Annotated in this window: 20 protein-coding genes and 1 tRNA gene; 17 read left to right on the forward strand and 4 right to left on the reverse strand. The window is 52.6% G+C overall.

Features of this window, described 5'->3' with window-relative positions; all coding sequences use genetic code 11:
* Positions 1-170: 170 nt before the first annotated feature.
* From IPM09_02425 to IPM09_02460, 8 genes are all read left to right on the forward strand, one after another.
* Entirely contained in the window at positions 171-1,238 is a 1,068-nt protein-coding gene (locus tag IPM09_02425; protein QQS22374.1) for a hypothetical protein, read from the forward strand.
* Positions 1,239-1,348: 110 nt separating this feature from the next.
* The gene (locus IPM09_02430) at positions 1,349-2,704 is read left to right on the forward strand and encodes a hypothetical protein (protein ID QQS22375.1); all 1,356 of its coding nucleotides are present in this window, start codon (positions 1,349-1,351) and stop codon (positions 2,702-2,704) included.
* A gap of 165 nt (positions 2,705-2,869) precedes the next feature.
* Positions 2,870-3,295, forward strand: coding sequence for a 50S ribosomal protein L11 (gene rplK, locus IPM09_02435; protein QQS22376.1), 426 nt, complete (start codon positions 2,870-2,872; stop codon positions 3,293-3,295).
* Positions 3,295-3,513 (forward strand): hypothetical protein, encoded by a 219-nt coding sequence (locus IPM09_02440; protein ID QQS22377.1) that lies wholly within the window; start codon positions 3,295-3,297, stop codon positions 3,511-3,513. The genes rplK and IPM09_02440 overlap by 1 nt, the downstream gene beginning before the upstream one ends.
* A gap of 154 nt (positions 3,514-3,667) precedes the next feature.
* Entirely contained in the window at positions 3,668-3,958 is a 291-nt protein-coding gene (locus tag IPM09_02445; GenBank protein ID QQS22378.1) for a hypothetical protein, read from the forward strand.
* Between the two features lie 118 nt (positions 3,959-4,076).
* Positions 4,077-4,154 (forward strand) — tRNA-Pro (locus IPM09_02450).
* A gap of 321 nt (positions 4,155-4,475) precedes the next feature.
* On the forward strand, positions 4,476-4,895 hold the full coding sequence (locus IPM09_02455; GenBank protein ID QQS22379.1) for a hypothetical protein: 420 nt from the start codon (positions 4,476-4,478) through the stop codon (positions 4,893-4,895).
* A 62-nt stretch (positions 4,896-4,957) separates the two neighbouring features.
* Positions 4,958-5,857, forward strand: a complete 900-nt coding sequence (locus IPM09_02460; protein ID QQS22380.1) for a M15 family metallopeptidase — start codon at positions 4,958-4,960, stop codon at positions 5,855-5,857.
* Here IPM09_02460 and IPM09_02465 read toward each other — a convergent pair.
* Positions 5,854-6,324: a hypothetical protein gene (locus tag IPM09_02465; protein ID QQS22381.1), complete on the reverse strand. Its 471-nt coding sequence runs from the start codon at positions 6,322-6,324 to the stop codon at positions 5,854-5,856. The genes IPM09_02460 and IPM09_02465 overlap by 4 nt on opposite strands.
* A gap of 277 nt (positions 6,325-6,601) precedes the next feature.
* Between IPM09_02465 and IPM09_02470 the strand changes: the two genes are divergently transcribed.
* The 4 genes from IPM09_02470 (at position 6,602) to rplA (ending at position 9,398) form a co-directional block, all read left to right on the forward strand.
* Complete coding sequence (locus IPM09_02470) at positions 6,602-6,841, forward strand: hypothetical protein (protein QQS22382.1); 240 nt, start codon at positions 6,602-6,604, stop codon at positions 6,839-6,841.
* Positions 6,842-6,962: 121 nt separating this feature from the next.
* A complete protein-coding gene (locus IPM09_02475; GenBank protein QQS22383.1) occupies positions 6,963-7,253 on the forward strand; it encodes a hypothetical protein in 291 nt (96 codons plus the stop codon).
* Between the two features lie 154 nt (positions 7,254-7,407).
* Positions 7,408-8,247 carry a hypothetical protein gene (locus IPM09_02480; GenBank protein QQS22384.1) on the forward strand — a complete coding sequence of 280 codons (840 nt, stop codon included), beginning with the start codon at positions 7,408-7,410 and terminating at the stop codon, positions 8,245-8,247.
* A 146-nt stretch (positions 8,248-8,393) separates the two neighbouring features.
* The gene (rplA, locus tag IPM09_02485) at positions 8,394-9,398 is read left to right on the forward strand and encodes a 50S ribosomal protein L1 (GenBank protein QQS22385.1); all 1,005 of its coding nucleotides are present in this window, start codon (positions 8,394-8,396) and stop codon (positions 9,396-9,398) included.
* 107 nt (positions 9,399-9,505) lie between these two features.
* Here the strand turns inward: rplA and IPM09_02490 are convergent, their stop codons facing one another.
* Positions 9,506-9,982, reverse strand: coding sequence for a hypothetical protein (locus IPM09_02490; protein ID QQS22386.1), 477 nt, complete (start codon positions 9,980-9,982; stop codon positions 9,506-9,508).
* A 64-nt stretch (positions 9,983-10,046) separates the two neighbouring features.
* Between IPM09_02490 and IPM09_02495 the strand changes: the two genes are divergently transcribed.
* Entirely contained in the window at positions 10,047-11,036 is a 990-nt protein-coding gene (locus IPM09_02495; protein QQS22387.1) for an IS30 family transposase, read from the forward strand.
* A gap of 83 nt (positions 11,037-11,119) precedes the next feature.
* Here the strand turns inward: IPM09_02495 and IPM09_02500 are convergent, their stop codons facing one another.
* On the reverse strand, positions 11,120-12,001 hold the full coding sequence (locus IPM09_02500; GenBank protein QQS22388.1) for a hypothetical protein: 882 nt from the start codon (positions 11,999-12,001) through the stop codon (positions 11,120-11,122).
* A gap of 89 nt (positions 12,002-12,090) precedes the next feature.
* On the opposite strand from IPM09_02500, the gene IPM09_02505 reads away from it, so the two are divergent.
* Positions 12,091-12,546, forward strand: a complete 456-nt coding sequence (locus tag IPM09_02505) for a hypothetical protein (protein QQS22389.1) — start codon at positions 12,091-12,093, stop codon at positions 12,544-12,546.
* Positions 12,547-12,612: 66 nt separating this feature from the next.
* Positions 12,613-13,578: a thymidylate synthase gene (locus IPM09_02510; protein ID QQS22390.1), complete on the forward strand. Its 966-nt coding sequence runs from the start codon at positions 12,613-12,615 to the stop codon at positions 13,576-13,578.
* Here the strand turns inward: IPM09_02510 and IPM09_02515 are convergent.
* On the reverse strand, positions 13,472-14,095 hold the full coding sequence (locus IPM09_02515; GenBank protein QQS22391.1) for a dihydrofolate reductase: 624 nt from the start codon (positions 14,093-14,095) through the stop codon (positions 13,472-13,474). The genes IPM09_02510 and IPM09_02515 overlap by 107 nt on opposite strands.
* A 144-nt stretch (positions 14,096-14,239) precedes the next feature.
* On the opposite strand from IPM09_02515, the gene IPM09_02520 reads away from it, so the two are divergent.
* Together IPM09_02520 and tmk are read left to right on the forward strand one after the other, a co-directional pair.
* Positions 14,240-15,010: a deoxycytidine triphosphate deaminase gene (locus IPM09_02520; protein ID QQS22392.1), complete on the forward strand. Its 771-nt coding sequence runs from the start codon at positions 14,240-14,242 to the stop codon at positions 15,008-15,010.
* A complete protein-coding gene (gene tmk / locus IPM09_02525; GenBank protein QQS22393.1) occupies positions 14,997-15,683 on the forward strand; it encodes a dTMP kinase in 687 nt (228 codons plus the stop codon). Before IPM09_02520 ends, tmk begins: the two co-directional genes overlap by 14 nt.

Consider the following 15,683-nt stretch of genomic DNA (forward strand, 5'->3'; position numbering starts at 1 on the left):
GAATTTTGTATACGATTCTCCCGTGCCTATGATTTTGTTAGTGGCATTCGCTAGAGAACGTCGATGTTTTCCCCTATAAAACTACACGTGTTTGTGTGCAAGATATAACGCTCTTTCCATACTAGCACACTTTTTTACTTTTGTCAATAGGTAGAGTATAATCGAACCACATGCATCACTTCGACGCCCATGATCGCGCCACTATGGTGGCAGCCCGCAGCCAAATCCGTGACGCAATGAAGCCTATTGCGGCTGATATCGCCCACGGAGTGCCATCATTCGAGGGATTTGTTCTTTTCCAGCAAGATGTTTACCACACCGATAGCGCTGGCGCGCTGACACAAGTCAATAACCCCTATATACCTGCAGAGCGACTCAAGTTCCAGCAAGAACATATCGCCAATCGTCGCGTCGACCTACAGGTCTCAACACTCGGTCAAACATTCACAAATGGAGCGTATAGGCTGGAAGAAAGTGCTATGAACCCCAACCACCTCGTGGCAGGCATCCATATTCCAGAGCAGATAGGCAGTCGTGCTGCAAGTGTATTTCAACTCGCATTTACCAAATCACTCAGCTCTCCAGCCCCTGATCAACTTGCTGCAATAGAGCAGTACTGGCGGCACATTGAGCCTCAGATCCTGCCATATCTGACCAAACTACATCACTATGCCTCTCGTTACCCAAACTGTTCTGTTAGCGACGCGCTCTTGCTTGACACCCCTACCACCCCAAATGCCTTTGTTGTTGCCTGGGATACCTCTGGTTCACGTCAAATTGCACATACACGCTACCCACAACTGCGTGATCACCTCACCCGGTCTGGCGCAATCTACCACCAGTTCGTCAAAGACTATGGTGGCCGCTTACTGCGCCCAACTGGCGACGGTCAGGCGTTTGCCTTTGAAATTCCGTCGCCACAATACGATAGGCTCTCAGACGCCTCTATCGCTAAATTCGCTTATCGCACTGTAGTACCAGCAATCAAACACATCCTATCTGCGACAAATAGTAGTCCGGCTGTACGTTTTGCGATTGGACTAGGCCGCATCGAGCACACCACCTTCGACACCAGTAGTCCAGTACTATGGGAACTTGCCGATACCCTCGACAGCCTACCGCGTAATGAGCTAGTAGTCGGTTTCACCCCGCGCGTACTACAGTGCCTCGGCGTCACCGCGCAGGAACTCGACCGGCTTACATCTGAACATATTCAAGCGCGTATTATTTTGCCGTAGCACAATAGCTTAGCACAGTCATTGATTATTTATATATTATATGATATAATTATAATGATGCACGCGGTTTTCGCGTGTAGTTCCCCAACAATCCGAAAGCGAGGTATGGAATGCGAGTTCGCATTCTGGCACTCCTGGCCACCCTGATGGTCGTCCTGTTCGTCCTGCCGTCGGCGGCACACGCCGCCGATTACTGGTCCGGCCCAGCGTCGGCCATCAAAGCCGGTAAGCATGTCGTGGCCGACCCGAACCTCAAGCTCATCAGTGACGCCGATAAGGCTGCGCGTGAGCAGCAGGTAGTGGCGTCGGGACGCGCCATCTTCGCCGTCGTCATCGACGAGGCGCAGGTGAGCACCGACAAGTCCACCTGGCTCAGCGCCTTCCACAGCGCCGTCGGCAAAGACGGTCTGTACATAGTGCTCAGCAACAGGGGCGCGCTAGACGCTCGCGGCTTCAGCACGCCGAATGCGGTTACTAACGCTGCTCACCAGCTGGCCGTCAACACCGGTCAGAAGGTGCAGGCCAAAACCATCTCCGACGTCAACGGCGCCCTGAACGACATGATCGCTCAGGCCACTGCGCTGGACTGGACCGTGATCAAGACCACGACTACGACATCCGGCGCGTCGACCACATCGTCTTCCGGCAGCTCCCCATGGGGCTGGATCCTCGGCATTGCCGGGGTGCTCGGACTTGGTGGTGTGGTGGCATGGTTCATCGCCCGCGCCAAGCGCAAGCAGCGCGAGACAGAGGCAGCAGCTGAGAATGCTCGCTGTGAGGCGGAGCGCAGGTCTGCAGCGCCCACCTGGCCAGTACCGTCAAGCGCCCCACAGGATGCGCCCGGGCCGTGGTCTTCCACGCCGTCCGCCAGCAGCCAGCCCACGCGCTTGGTCACGGTGGACAGCTTCCAAGACCGCGTAAACCATGGCGACGACGTGAAGTTCCGACCGCGCTCCGGCTCGGGCGGCGAGACCATCGTCTACAACGCGTCGCCGACACACCGGTGCAACCACTACTACGGTGGCGGTCAGTGGGGCCCAGCCGGGTACTACAGTGACCCGTTCTGGACGTACATGGCCTGGAACCAGTTCGTGTGGCTGTATGGGGTCAACCCGTACTACCCGCACTACTGGGACAACGGCGGACACGATTACGACCGCAGCTATGCCGATGGGTCGCGCCATGCCGATTCGTCCCGGACCTCGTCCGGCTCAAACGTCACCACCGGTGGCGAAACTGAGCCGGTTGAGACCGAGAACGACTGGAGCTCCAGCTCTAGTGGGACTTCCACTGGGCAGGAAACTACGCCAGTCGAAACCGGCTCAAGTTGGGGCAGTAGTACCCCGTCGGCGCCCGACCCGACACCGAGCTACTCCGCGCCAGACCCATCCCCCAGCTACTCGGCACCAGTGGAAACAGGGTCAAGTTGGGGAAGCTCCGACTCCGGCAGCAGCTCGAGCTGGTAGCCTACCTACTATGCGGAGAGCGCCGCGCCTACCCACAGCGGTAGCGCGCGGAGCTCCCCGCTTTTCATTTTGCTTGATTTTTGCATCATTCTACGCTATAATCGCATTGTTACGCACTAAATATGCTTCACCTTATATTTAGTAATCAAAAGGGAACTATTCACTATGGCAAAACAAGTTATTGGTAACTTGAAACTACGCATACCCGCAGGCCGCGCCACCGCTGGTCCTCCAGTTGGTTCAACTCTTGGTCAGTGGGGGCTCAACATGATGGATTTCATCAATCCATTCAATGAAGCAACCAAGGGCGACATGGGCAAAGACGTAATTGTACACATAAAAGTGTATGAAGACCGTACCTTCACCTGGAAAAGCCTCGGTCAGCCAGTCGATGACATGATCCGTGCTGCCATTGGCATACAGAAGGGCAGTGGCAAGCCGCATGCCGAAAAAGTTGGCAAAATCACTCGCGCGCAGCTCGAGGAAATTGCCAAGGCAAAGATGGACCAGCTCAACGCTATCGATATGGATGGCGCCGTGAAAGTTATCGCCGGCACTGCACGCAGTATGGGCGTCGAGGTAATCAACTAGTGAGCGTCGTCGCAGGCTGGCAGGACATGTCGCCGGGTACACACCACCCTCAAGCACGCGTTACAATGCTCGAGAACTATTTAGCCGAACATAGCGACAGCCTTGATCCGCTCGAAATCAAACGCCTTCAGGATCACCTCGCGCGCGCTACCGAAGCGCTCAGTACGCTTGATAGCGAGCGTGAAAGATACCTTGAGGGACTCCCACATACTGACTAGAATAAGCAGCCTCACCACCATAAACACCCCGTATGCGTATGGGGTGTTTATTTGATCGTGCCTTATACTGGCTATGTTTGACACGCATAGTTGGTATGTAGTACAATTCACAGACTCGTCGCATACTCTTGCGGCACGTACCAAAGGGAGACATATGTCCCAGCCCAGTGTGAAAAAGCTCCGCCTGGCCCTAGACGGGCTCGAGGCAACGATGGCCGATCCGCTCTCGACGAGCGAACAGGTCAACGCGGCAGAAGCCGCAGTCACCCAACTGTTCGGCGACCTCGAGGTGTTGCTGGACGAGGCTCGCACACGTTTTACTGAGCTAATGGCTCAGGGTGCAGGCGATGAGCCCAGCAGCCGACTGGAGCGTCTACGCGCCTACCTGCATCAGTTGTTTGCAGTCGACGAACCTCTCGTCGTCTCGTCAAACGACGTCGGATAGGTCGCATACCCCCGCACACACCCACATCGGGTGAGCGCGGGGGATTTCCATTTTGGTACGAAACAAAATAAAGAGGGTAGCTACATCATGAAATAGGGGTATAATACTGTTCAGGTATCGGGGTGTGGCGCAGTCAGGCAAGCGCGCACCGTTCGGGACGGTGAGGTCGTGTGTTCAAATCACATCACCCCGACCAAGTTATCGATTTTGAATACTTGATTGCTGTGCCATTTTGTGATATAGTACTACAAACGCGCGATCGCGCGTGTACCTACAATCGAAAGGGGCACCAATGCCCAGCAACGCTCAGAGCTTCAGCAAATCCCTGAAACAATCAGGGCAGCGCATCAGTACCCGACGTCTCGTCACGAGCATGTTCTCGATGACCATAGGGTTGGGTGTGCGCACCACCAGTGCTCTGCGTGGAAGCGACGTGAACTACGTGAACAACAGCCGCCCGCTGACGCCCAGACGCCGCCTCGCCAATGGTGCGGCGCTGGCTTTCACCGCCAGCGCCATGGCAGCAAATGCCTACTGGCTCTTGCAGCGACGTGACCCGGGGGTTGCGGCCAAAGCTGGTCCGGAGTACGCCGACACTTCCACTCTCGTGGGGAATGTTGTCGGCTCCATGCTGACGCTTGGCCTTGGTGCTCGAGCGCTGACCAAGGGCACGTCCCTAGTCCGCAAATACCCGACCTCACGGGTCGGTACGGCCATCACGACCATCGGTATGGTCAGTGCAGTAGACCTTGGTGTCGAAAGCGGCCGCGAGCTCTACCGGCGCCGCGAGACAATCATGCCGGGTATCAAGACTCTGTGGAGCAACTTGGTTCCCGCCCAACCACAACTGTCGAACAAGGACATCGACAGGCTGCTCATGGAGTACTACAGCCGCAACGCGGCTCAAAACCCTGGCCCCCAGGATGCCAAGTTCTAGGGCCCCACTCCCCCCGTTCCGGACTTCGGAACGGGGGATTCAATTTCAGGTATACTAAACACATGTCGCATCGCGCACACAAGCACCAACAGTTTTCGTTTACACGGCGCCACTGGCCAGTATTGTTCGTGCTACCGCTTTTCGCCGCCGTATGTCTGCTTTTCTTGGCTTACAGCCATAATCAGCAGGTGAAGGCTGTCGCAAAACTCGAATCTGATCAAAGAGTTGCTTTTGCAAAAATTGATGCACAGGTGAAAGCAACACTTCAAAAACGAATTGATGATGCACATAGGGCAGAAGCCGAGGCAATCGCCCGCGCTAAAGCAGATGCAGCTACTCGTGCTGCGCAAACGACACCCAAAGTACCGCTGTCATCAACAGCCAGCGCTACAAACTGCGCGATTAAAAATCCCGATTCGCTTCAGGTAGTGATCAACAAAAAGCATTGCTTTTCACCGCTTGAATGGTCGCCCCCTGACCTCATTGATGCCGGTGGAGCCCTGCTACGCGCCGAAGCCAGCCAACAATTCCAAGCGATGTCAGCGGCAGCTGCGGCGGCGGGACAAGGATTTGGTGTCAGCAGTAGTTATCGATCATACACCACCCAAATCACCACTTACAATTACTGGGTGAGCATTAGCGGCAGCGTGCAGGCCGATACGTATAGCGCACGCCCAGGCTATAGTGAGCATCAGTCGGGCCTCGCTATCGACGTCAAGGCTGGCAGCTGCGCTCTCAGCTGTTTCAATGGCAGCTCGCAGTACTATTGGCTCGCTGAGTATGCAGCTGACTATGGCTTTATCCAGCGCTATCCAGAGGGGCTCACAAGTATCACCGGCTACGAACCCGAGCCCTGGCACTGGCGCTACGTCGGCACGGCTGTCGCAAAAGATATGAAAACAAAGGGTATTCAGACACTTGAGCAGTACTACGGCATCACTGGCGGCGACTACGCAGGCTAGTTGATGCGCTCCACAACAACAGGCTCAACACCATGCGCATCGAGCACATCTATCAGTGGCGATGAGCAAACATACAGCACCACGCGGCGCCCCAGCCTGTCAATCTGCTGGACACGCAATCTTCCGGGGCAACCCATAGTCAACTTTTCGCATACTGACTGACTCGTCGCTATCTCGACATCCAATTCATCGAGCTGCTCAGCCACAAGTTTCAAGTAGTCACCATGTCGTTCCGTCGCCACGATGCGAGCATCTGCCTCACTGATGCCACTAGCGTCAGATAGTCGTTCAACTATAAGATCTAGTGTTGCAGGGTTGAGTGCCAGGTCAGTCTCGGTCTTTTTTGCCGCCTCTAGGCCATCAGCGTGCTCAATAAGACGACGTACTGGGCCGCAGTCACATGCTTCGGGTACTGGATATTCACCAACAAACTTCATTGTACTGCCATAGTACTGCCCTGGGCCCACCAATGTCTAGCATAACCAATAAATAATACTACGATTATCGTCTTGACCATGATTAGCTGGCCTAGCGTACAATGAATATAGGTTATGGTTGTACTTGCACCCTGTGCATTTCCACAACCAAGCCATATATGCACACGTAGTTCGGTCAATCTGATTGCACTACCGTTATCACGACTTCAGACATACGCTGTTCTCGCTAGTAAAGTGGGGCAGGTCAGCGGTCTTGTCGTTCATACTCCACCACTTACAAACACGTAATATCATAGGAGAGTATGCTATGAACAATCACATTTACAGTCCTGTTTCCGTCACCGGCGTAGGGTTTGGCCGCGATATGCAGCCAATTCCAAAGCGTATGGAATGGGCCGGGCGCACGTACAACTTTGTTGACCGTGGCATCCGCGCTACCATCCGTCGTGGTGAGAATATCTGGAGTACCGTCACGATCAGTGATGGCAGCCAGAGCTTCTGCTTGCGGCAGAGCGGCACCAGCTGGACACTACTTAGCGTCAGCTAGCGCCGTACAGGACGAAGAATCACCCCCGAGTAGTCGGAGGTGTTTTTCGTATGGCTATGGTAAAATATTAAAAATTATAGTATAATTATTCTACTCGCTCAACGACAACGAAGGGAACTTCATGGAACAGCGAAGCAAACTGATCGGCGGCGCAGCCATCGGCGGAGCAGTACTCCTTGGCACGGCGCTCCTGATGCGAGCCCACTCGCGCAGGCGGCTGCACCAGCGCTACGACGCCGGGGTGATGAGCCAGCTCGGTGGTGACCCTGATGATTATCAGGGCCTTGCCGACGAGCTCACTGGCCGCACAGCAAGTGAACCACCCAACCAGGCTGCGGCCTGGAGGCGCGCACGCAAACAGTTGCGGCGCATGCCCAAGTGGATGCGCAAAGTCGGCCCCGACCGGCCATAGCGCATCCGCTCGCGCCCAGTTCTGCACTACTGCAGAACTGGGCGTTTTAAATTGTGTATGTGGTCGGTTGATGTTGTTTTTCTACAGATCTATGGTATAATATTGATAAAGCTTCATACTCGTGAAGTGTTCCTTGAAACGAAAAGAGGTTGACATGGCGACTCCGGTGGCTCAAATCGATACCGTGCGTGAATGGCCAGCCGACATGGCTGGGCAGCGCGTCGGATGGATTGCCGTCTGGAAGAGGGACGGGCTTGTGTTTGTTCGTTTTGCGTCAGCAAAGGTTTGCACACAGGGAGCACGCTGGATAAGCGTCACATACCCTGGCAACGAGCCGTTCGATCAGTGGGATGGCCTTACGGACGCGGTGCACTATCAGACCGCTTGGAAGCTTGGCAAGCCATTCGAGATCCATCTTCCCCAGAATTTCGTGGACGTAAGTCTAAATGGCCAGCTGATCAATTACTTCGGCGACACACCTGACGACAAGATTGCTTGGGTGAATAGCCCGGCCGAACTACTGGCCACGCTGCGCGAGAAGCTGGCACTTTGCGGTGCGTCTGAGTTGTTTGACCGCATCTACTACAACTACAACACCTTGTTGGCACACCCGCGCTTCTGGCGTGGTCGCGGCCTCGACAGTCATGATCATGCACTCAGCATGCTATTGGCTGATCCGCTGAGTCACGGCGCGACACTCGAACAAATCGAGCTCATCTCCGGTATTCTTGACTGGATCGAAGAGATGACGAATTGCGCAGAGCAGGTTGATAAGGCTATCGGACTGGGTTGGGTCAAAGATGGCAACTACAGGACGAAGCGCAACAAGCAGGTGCTCCTGGAGCTCGCTGATCGAGCCAGAGGTACGCAGATCCCGCTGCTTGTCATTAATGATCGGCCGGACGAATATAGGCCGCAGCTACTCGAGCACATGCTCGAGAACGCCCGAAACGCGCTCGACGCCATGCGTGCGATCTACGAGCACGAGGAGTAGACTTCATAGCTGCTCTAGCCCCTCTTCGGAGGGGCACTTTCATGCCTAGACAAATGTGCGGAAACAATCTATAATACAGCTATTACAAATCAATGACGGGAGGCGACAAACTCGCCGCTACTACCGCAGAAAGGGTTTAACCACCTATGGCTAAAAAAGCCGAACTATTAGAAGAAGCTGCAAAGCTAAAGATTGAAGTGCCAGCAAAAGCAACGATTGCCGATATCGAAAAACTTATTGAAGGCGCTAAGCCTGAAAAGCGTGAAAAAGTCGAGAAAGAGATTGTAGCCGAGCGTGAGGCCGTGGTCGCAAAGGCGGGTAAGCGCAGCGAAAAAGCTCTCAAAGAGTCTGAAGAAAAAGCCGACAAAGAAGCCCGCAAAGAAGTTGGCGATACCACTCCTCAAAATGCTGATGCCGCCGAGCACCACAAAAAGGGTCCGGCACCCAAAATCCGTCCGCTTGTCGAGCGCCGCGGTAAGAAATTCCAGGCAGTAGCCAAACTAGTTGACCGTAGCAAAGTCTATTCACTGACTGAAGCGATGGAGCTAGCCGAAAAGACTAATCCGAGCAAATTCGATGCAAGTGTCGAGGTGCATGTACGCTTAGGTGTTGACCCGCGCCAGGCCGACCAGAACGTCCGCGCGACGGTGGGCTTACCGCACGGGACCGGCAAGACCATCCGCGTTGCCGTGTTCGCTCCAGAAGCCGACGCTGCTGCTGCCAAAAAAGCCGGTGCCGACATCGCCGGTGACGAAGAATTCGCTAAGCAGCTTGAGAAAGAAGAGCTGAACTTTGACGTACTAATCGCAACCCCTGCCTACATGCCAAAACTCGGCAAATATGCCCGTTTGCTTGGTCCACGCGGCCTGATGCCAAACCCCAAGAGCGGTACCGTGGCAACCGATGTTGCAAAAGCCGTCACCGAAGCCAAAGCCGGCAAGGTAGAATACCGTGTCGATAAGCAAGCAACAATCCACCTAAGCATCGGCAAAGTGTCGTTTGGTGCCAAAAAGCTCGAAGAAAACGCCGCGGCGTTCTTTGCCAGCCTGCAAGCCCAAAAACCAAGCAGCCTCAAGGGCATCTACGTGAAATCGACCACCATCGCCACCACCATGGGCCCTGGTATAAAGATCGAAAATCAGGCAAGCTAAATTAGTAGAAATTCTCTGCGCAAACTCACATTAAACTGAAGTATAGGAGTGAAAAGTAAACGGCGTCTTACGACGCCGTTTTGTTTACTGAGAGATTATGTTCAGGCCTAGTGAGCAACGCTTGACATGCCGGTGCCAGCATAGTAGTCATAGGCCTTAAATACGAAGTTACTATTCAAGCAACCAGCTGCCGAATAAGTAGAGTAGTCCGAACTATACGTACATAAGATTGCCCAAGTCTGCCTTCCAACAATACCATCCTTTGTGAGCAAAACGGTCTGCCATGTGTCCTTTATGGTAACTGAGCTGTGAGCTTGAATGTTGGTAATAGCACTCTGTGTCTTTGACCCAAACTTACCATCAACAACCAGAGGAGTACGCGTCCCGAGGATATTGCTATTATTCGCATAAACTTGGTTTGAAAGAGCCTGAATATACTTAACACATGTCTGCACCGTTAGGTTATAGCTATAAACATTGTCAGCACACGCTGCGCTTGCAGTCTGCGCATTGGCAACGCTTGTCACCCCAACCGCGCCAATTAGCGCGAACATAGCACCGAACACTCTTATAGATTTTTTCATCACACCTCCTTTACTCCTCCATTCCGTTTTGAATCAGGACACCCGATGCTAGACAATACACACCATGAAGAAAGCATCAAAGGTAACGGATGCCGAGCGAAGCGAGATAGACATCCTCCATACCAAAGGCTATTCTGCACGGGCCATCGCCCGTGCATTGGGGCGCAGTCCCAATACCATTGCGACCGAGCTGCAACGCAATAGCCTCAAGGATGGGAGATACGTCGCTACCCACGCCAAACACAAAGCCTATGTACGGCGTAAGTATGCTCGCTACCAAGGCAAGAAGATTCAAGACAATGACGAGCTTCGCTCGTTCATCGTCCTGAAACTCTCTGAGCACTGGAATCCAGACGAGATAGCCGGCTATCTCAGAGCCAACTCAGCGCTTGGTATCTATGCCAGCAAGACGGCCATCTATGAATGGTTGCGCAGTGCCTGGGGACAACAGTACTGCCCGTTGCTGTACTCGAAGCGTTACCGCAAGAAACCACGCAGACAACTCAGGGCGGGTCACGTCATGATTCCCGACCGCACTTCCGTCACAGAGCGACCGCTGGTCGCTCTAGACCGAGCCGAGACCGGTCACTGTGAATACGACAGCGTCGTGAGCAGCAAGCACCCAGGGAGCGCCTCTGCACTCGCTGTCCTTACCGAACGGTCTTCACGACTGGTACGAGCGAAGCTCGTACCTAACCTGAAGCCAGAGCCGTACGCACACACCATCTCGCGACTCGCGAGTGGGCTGGGGGTTCGCAGTATGACGACCGATAACGGCATCGAGAACAGGCGCCACGCACTCGTCACTAATAAGACGGGCGCGCCCGTCTTCTTTACTGACCCCTATTCCTCTTGGCAAAAAGGCAGTGTCGAGAATGCCAACAAGATGCTGCGTCGCTACTTCCCGAAGGGCACCGACTTTGCTACAGTGACACAAACGGATGTTGACAATGCGCTAGCACGCATTAACAACAAGCCGAGGAAGATCCTCGGCTACAAAAGTTCATTACAAGTTGCAAAAGAGAAAGGATTAATTCTAGAGGGAGTGTCCTGATTGGGGGGTGAATTTAGGACTACTAGTATAACCTTGTTATACAGCACGCTGGGTGGAGCTGTCAATGAATGTAGAAAGCCAGGCTAACCGATTGATTTTCGTACCAGCCATATGTCGACTAACTCGCGCGCAAAGTGAGCGATATCTTTCCGTAGCCGTATCAATTCCTCGCGCTCATCGTCATCAAGGAAAACACGCGAGGAGTGCGGTGCATTCCATTCCTTTTCAACACCTTTATGCGATACACTTGTCAAATACAGGTGACTATCTGATCGCCCCGTGTAGGTGGTACGATTCCCGATATATACCCGCTCACACGGGATTTCTTTATTGCCAATACGCTTATCAAGAAATAGGGCACTAGTTGCTTGAAAGCCGACTCTGCCCAATGCCGCAATTGCGTTGCTGATTGAGTAACCGGTAGCGACGTATTCTGTGATAATCAGAGCTTTATCCTCGTGCGATAGAGCAGTAAAGTCGGGTACTCGCAATTCATCTATCCTTCCACTAACGAATAGGCGGCGCGCTGGCGGGAGATCGTGCATGACTCTCACGATATTGATTGCTTGTCCTATAATCAAAGCGGGGATTCGCCCACTTGTATCTTCACCAACGATTGCAGTATATGTATCGGCATCGTCAAGCACAGCGAGCGCCGATGAGATAATAATCTCGCGCAGCTCAAGTGAACGGAGTATTGAGTTGTACTCGTAAGGGTCGGTTATTAGCCATGGATAGATATCCTGGCAAGCAGGACCAACAATCATCGGCTTATCTTGGTTACGATAAGTCTCATCAAATACACCGCGTTGCAACAAACGATTGCGCTCATAGCTATCAGTAATAATTACATGATGATCTTCCGGTACTGCCGGTGGCTGACAGGCCAATAACTCATCTTCCCATGGTAACTTAGAGGACGAATCGCTACCTAGGGCGTAATTCTCACGACTATTTCCAGTCATTATAATTTCATTATACCATATAATATAATCTATGTCAATATATTTATGGTAAATTATATTCACTGCTGTCTATTTGCTATCATAAGCGTATGAGGAAACCACGGTTAAGCACCGGCCCAATCGTTCGCACCAGGGAAATGGAGCGCAAATATAAGAATCATCGCAAGCTACTGGAAAAAAGTAATTGCGATTTTTGCGATTTCACACCTGTTTCCAAACAGGTACGGCGTGAGTTCGCACACTTCTGGCTCGTCGATAATATTTTTCCCTACGCACTATGGGATGGCTGTAGGGTACTCGAACATTTATTGCTTGTGCCGAAACGTCATGTTATCTCACTAAGCGAACTAACCGCTATCGAAAGCGCCGAGTATGTGCAAATTATCAGCAACCTAGAAGATAGTGGCTACGCAGTCTATGCTCGACCCGCAGTATCGTCGGCAAAATCCGTGCCGCATCAGCACACGCACTTCATACACATTGACAACATTAAGATTAAGACCCTTTACTATAACTATTCTCCCCACATGTTGTACTTTACATAACTTTACTAGTCATACGTGTTGATTTGCCTCATACTAATTGGCATACGAAAGCAAGGAGGACCACGTATGACGAAGCATTCCTATGAGACACAGTATCTTGATTTACTACGCAACATTCGCGACAATGGCGATGACACAACCGACCGTACCGGCGTGGGCACGCGCGGTATTATGGGGGCACAAATGCGCTATGATCTGCGCGATGGATTTCCATTACTACAAACGAAGCGAGTGCCACTTGGCGTAGTGGCAACAGAACTGTGCTGGATGCTGCAGGGACGAAGAGATTTGCGCTACCTCGTGGAGCGCAACTGTAACATTTGGAACGAATGGCCCTATGTCAACTATATGCGCGCTACCAGTCAAGCCCTGCCACCCCAAGACTCAGATGAGTGGAAGGGCAGCATGGCCGACTACATTGAGCGCGTCAAAACAGATGACGAGTTTTCTGAAGAATTCGGCGATCTTGGTCCGGTCTATGGCTACCAGTGGCGCCACTGGCCAGATGGATCGTTCAATGGTATCGATCAGCTCGGCAGTGTGCAGGAGCAAATAAAACGAGGTTCTGATTCGCGTCGGCTCATCGTATCGGCTTGGAACCCTGCCGATATTGAAGAAATGGCAGTAGCCGGGCTGCCCCCGTGCCATATGATGTACCAGTTTAAGCGCTGGCCCGATGGCTCACTCGACATGGGGCTCTACCAGCGCAGCGCCGACATGTTCCTGGGTGTGCCGTTCAATATGGCGCAGTACGCGCTACTGCTCACCATGATGGCCGAAGTAACCGGCACCACACCGCGCTATTTTACGCATAGCTTTGGTGACGCGCATATTTATACCAATCACTTTGATCAAGTTGAAGAACAGTTGTCGCGTGAGCCGCTACTCGCAACTCGTTTATTAAGTGGGGCACCGCGCATTGAACTTAGCCCCTACGCCGACGCAAAAGATGTCGCTGATTTCGAGCCTTCAGACGTGACGGTGGATAAGTATTTTCCAATGAAGGCGATAAAGGCTCCTGTAGCGATATAGTCGCTGGAGCAATCCGCTGATAGGTGACAAAATCCATAGGGTAGGCATTCAGCCCACGGCGAACAGGAAAGTACTCACGCTCGGTTTCGGCCCATTCGTCTGCTGGCAGCGCGGGGAAATGGGCATCACAATCTGGGAAATCCGCCGCGATCTCTGTCGCGTACAAGGTGTCGGTAAAGGGAAGCGCCGCGATATACATCATTTGTCCGCCAATCACGATTGCCCGACGCTGCTGGTGCTCGGCGAGTTCGTAGGCCTGGCTGGGTGTTTCTACTACCGTCACACTCGGGCTATGCGAGAGGCGACGAGAACTAACAACAATATTTGTGCGCACATTGCTCGTGAGCGGAGCATCGAGTGATTCAAACGTTTTGCGCCCCATGATCAACGCCTTGCCAGACGTGAGGTTACGAAATCGCCGCATATCGGCAGACATTGTGCCATACGGCCACGGCAGGTGGTTGTGGCTACCAATTTCTCTACTACACCCATAGGCAACAATCATTTCGTGTGTCATAGCGTATGCTATCATACTACCATCTTGAAAAATATGACAGATTACTGATGTAAAATTGTACGCCACGCTTGCGGTATAGCAAAACCATGAGTAGAATTAAACTAAGTGGGCGGCCTGGTAGCAGGGCCGCTTTTTGGAGGGAATATGCCACAGGTGAGGATAGAACAGGGCAGAGTAGTGCCGCAGGGAGGGGTATTTAGCGACCTTGAAATTCAAGCCGGGCTTGAAGTCGGGCATATTATTTGCGAGCCAGCACCCAGTGCTATTAATGGATCAAGTATCGATGTTAGCCTGGGCTATTACTTCTACCATGCCAAGGGAAACGAGGGTGGCGACAACTTGTTTAACCCGTTTGACGAAGCGGATGTGCGACGCTACTATGGCGACTACTACGAAGCGAAGCCGTGGGCAGCTGTACGACGAAAAATCGGCAATAGCAGTGTAGCTTCAATCGAGCACCTAGCCAACATTCCCGATGATCACCCAGTTATTGTGCTTCGGCCCAACGAACGAATCCTCGCTCATACGCACGAATTTATTGGCATATTGCCGCCAGGCACCACAAGCATGCAAGCCCGTAGCACTACAGGACGCATAGGAGTCAGCGCCTGCTACTGTGCTGGCTGGGGGGACCCTGGCTATGTGAACCGCTGGACGATGGAAGTCCATAACCTTAACGAAAACGAGCATGTGGTACTACCTGTAGGCTACAAACTCGCGCAAATCGTGTTTAGTAGCACCGGCCCTGTCGGTACTGAATATGCTCTAGCTAGTGGCAATTATCAAGACATCCCGAGTATCGATCTCGCTGCCATTAAAGCCGCGTGGCATCCCTCACAAATGCTGCCAAAAGCATATAAGTCAGGATTTATATTACCAACGCCAGCGAAAGGACTGTCTAATGGCTTCAAGTAATAAAGAATTCGGTAAATATTTTGTCATTGAAGGCAACGACGGCACTGGCAAATCAACCCAAGCTGAGCTGCTCGGCCAGTACCTGCAGAACCAACTCGGCATCGAAACCTTCGTGACGCATGAACCGGGCGGCGTGCCGATTGCCGATGCACTGCGCGAAATAATCAAAAATGGCGAACTGGAGCGCGATGCCGATACCAACATCCTCATGTTTACCGCCGCACGGCACGAGATTTGGAAACGTGCTCGCCAATCTCTTCAACTCGGGCACTATGTTATCAGTGCGCGAAATTATTATTCGACTATCGCCTACCAAGCAATTGCTGAACGAACAGGTAGTTTCTTGCAAGCTATGGAAAAAGCCGACGAAATCGTGGCTCTCACACGTCAATATACCGATGATCTCTATATGACACCAGATGGACTCGTCGTCCTCCAGATGCCGACGTTCACAAGGCGCCTGAATATTGGCAGCCGCGGCAGAGTAGACACGCCCGACACGTTTGAGTCACGTGGTGACGAATTTCAACACCGAGTCGACGATGGGTATGATTATGTTGCCGAGAAATTCAACGCTGTCCGAATCGACACAGTAGGTAGAGACAATCGTCAAAAAACAATCGAAGAAGTGCATATCGAGATACGCAAAGCATTTGGCTTTGACGCGAAATAG

This window comes from Candidatus Saccharibacteria bacterium, assembly GCA_016700015.1.
Classification (GTDB): Bacteria; Patescibacteriota; Saccharimonadia; order Saccharimonadales; family Saccharimonadaceae; genus Saccharimonas.

Bases quoted from the DNA above. Each gene is read 5' to 3' on its own strand.
- IPM09_02425 (QQS22374.1), top strand. From the start codon at position 171: ATGCATCACTTCGACGCCCATGATCGCGCCACTATGGTGGCAGCCCGC.
- IPM09_02430 (QQS22375.1), top strand. From the start codon at position 1,349: ATGCGAGTTCGCATTCTGGCACTCCTGGCCACCCTGATGGTCGTCCTG.
- rplK (QQS22376.1), top strand. From the start codon at position 2,870: ATGGCAAAACAAGTTATTGGTAACTTGAAACTACGCATACCCGCAGGC.
- IPM09_02445 (QQS22378.1), top strand. From the start codon at position 3,668: ATGTCCCAGCCCAGTGTGAAAAAGCTCCGCCTGGCCCTAGACGGGCTC.
- IPM09_02455 (QQS22379.1), top strand. From the start codon at position 4,476: ATGGCAGCAAATGCCTACTGGCTCTTGCAGCGACGTGACCCGGGGGTT.
- IPM09_02460 (QQS22380.1), top strand. From the start codon at position 4,958: ATGTCGCATCGCGCACACAAGCACCAACAGTTTTCGTTTACACGGCGC.
- IPM09_02470 (QQS22382.1), top strand. From the start codon at position 6,602: ATGAACAATCACATTTACAGTCCTGTTTCCGTCACCGGCGTAGGGTTT.
- IPM09_02475 (QQS22383.1), top strand. From the start codon at position 6,963: ATGGAACAGCGAAGCAAACTGATCGGCGGCGCAGCCATCGGCGGAGCA.
- IPM09_02480 (QQS22384.1), top strand. From the start codon at position 7,408: ATGGCGACTCCGGTGGCTCAAATCGATACCGTGCGTGAATGGCCAGCC.
- rplA (QQS22385.1), top strand. From the start codon at position 8,394: ATGGCTAAAAAAGCCGAACTATTAGAAGAAGCTGCAAAGCTAAAGATT.
- IPM09_02490 (QQS22386.1), bottom strand. From the start codon at position 9,982: ATGAAAAAATCTATAAGAGTGTTCGGTGCTATGTTCGCGCTAATTGGC.
- IPM09_02495 (QQS22387.1), top strand. From the start codon at position 10,047: ATGAAGAAAGCATCAAAGGTAACGGATGCCGAGCGAAGCGAGATAGAC.
- IPM09_02500 (QQS22388.1), bottom strand. From the start codon at position 12,001: ATGACTGGAAATAGTCGTGAGAATTACGCCCTAGGTAGCGATTCGTCC.
- IPM09_02505 (QQS22389.1), top strand. From the start codon at position 12,091: ATGAGGAAACCACGGTTAAGCACCGGCCCAATCGTTCGCACCAGGGAA.
- IPM09_02510 (QQS22390.1), top strand. From the start codon at position 12,613: ATGACGAAGCATTCCTATGAGACACAGTATCTTGATTTACTACGCAAC.
- IPM09_02515 (QQS22391.1), bottom strand. From the start codon at position 14,095: ATGACACACGAAATGATTGTTGCCTATGGGTGTAGTAGAGAAATTGGT.
- IPM09_02520 (QQS22392.1), top strand. From the start codon at position 14,240: ATGCCACAGGTGAGGATAGAACAGGGCAGAGTAGTGCCGCAGGGAGGG.
- tmk (QQS22393.1), top strand. From the start codon at position 14,997: ATGGCTTCAAGTAATAAAGAATTCGGTAAATATTTTGTCATTGAAGGC.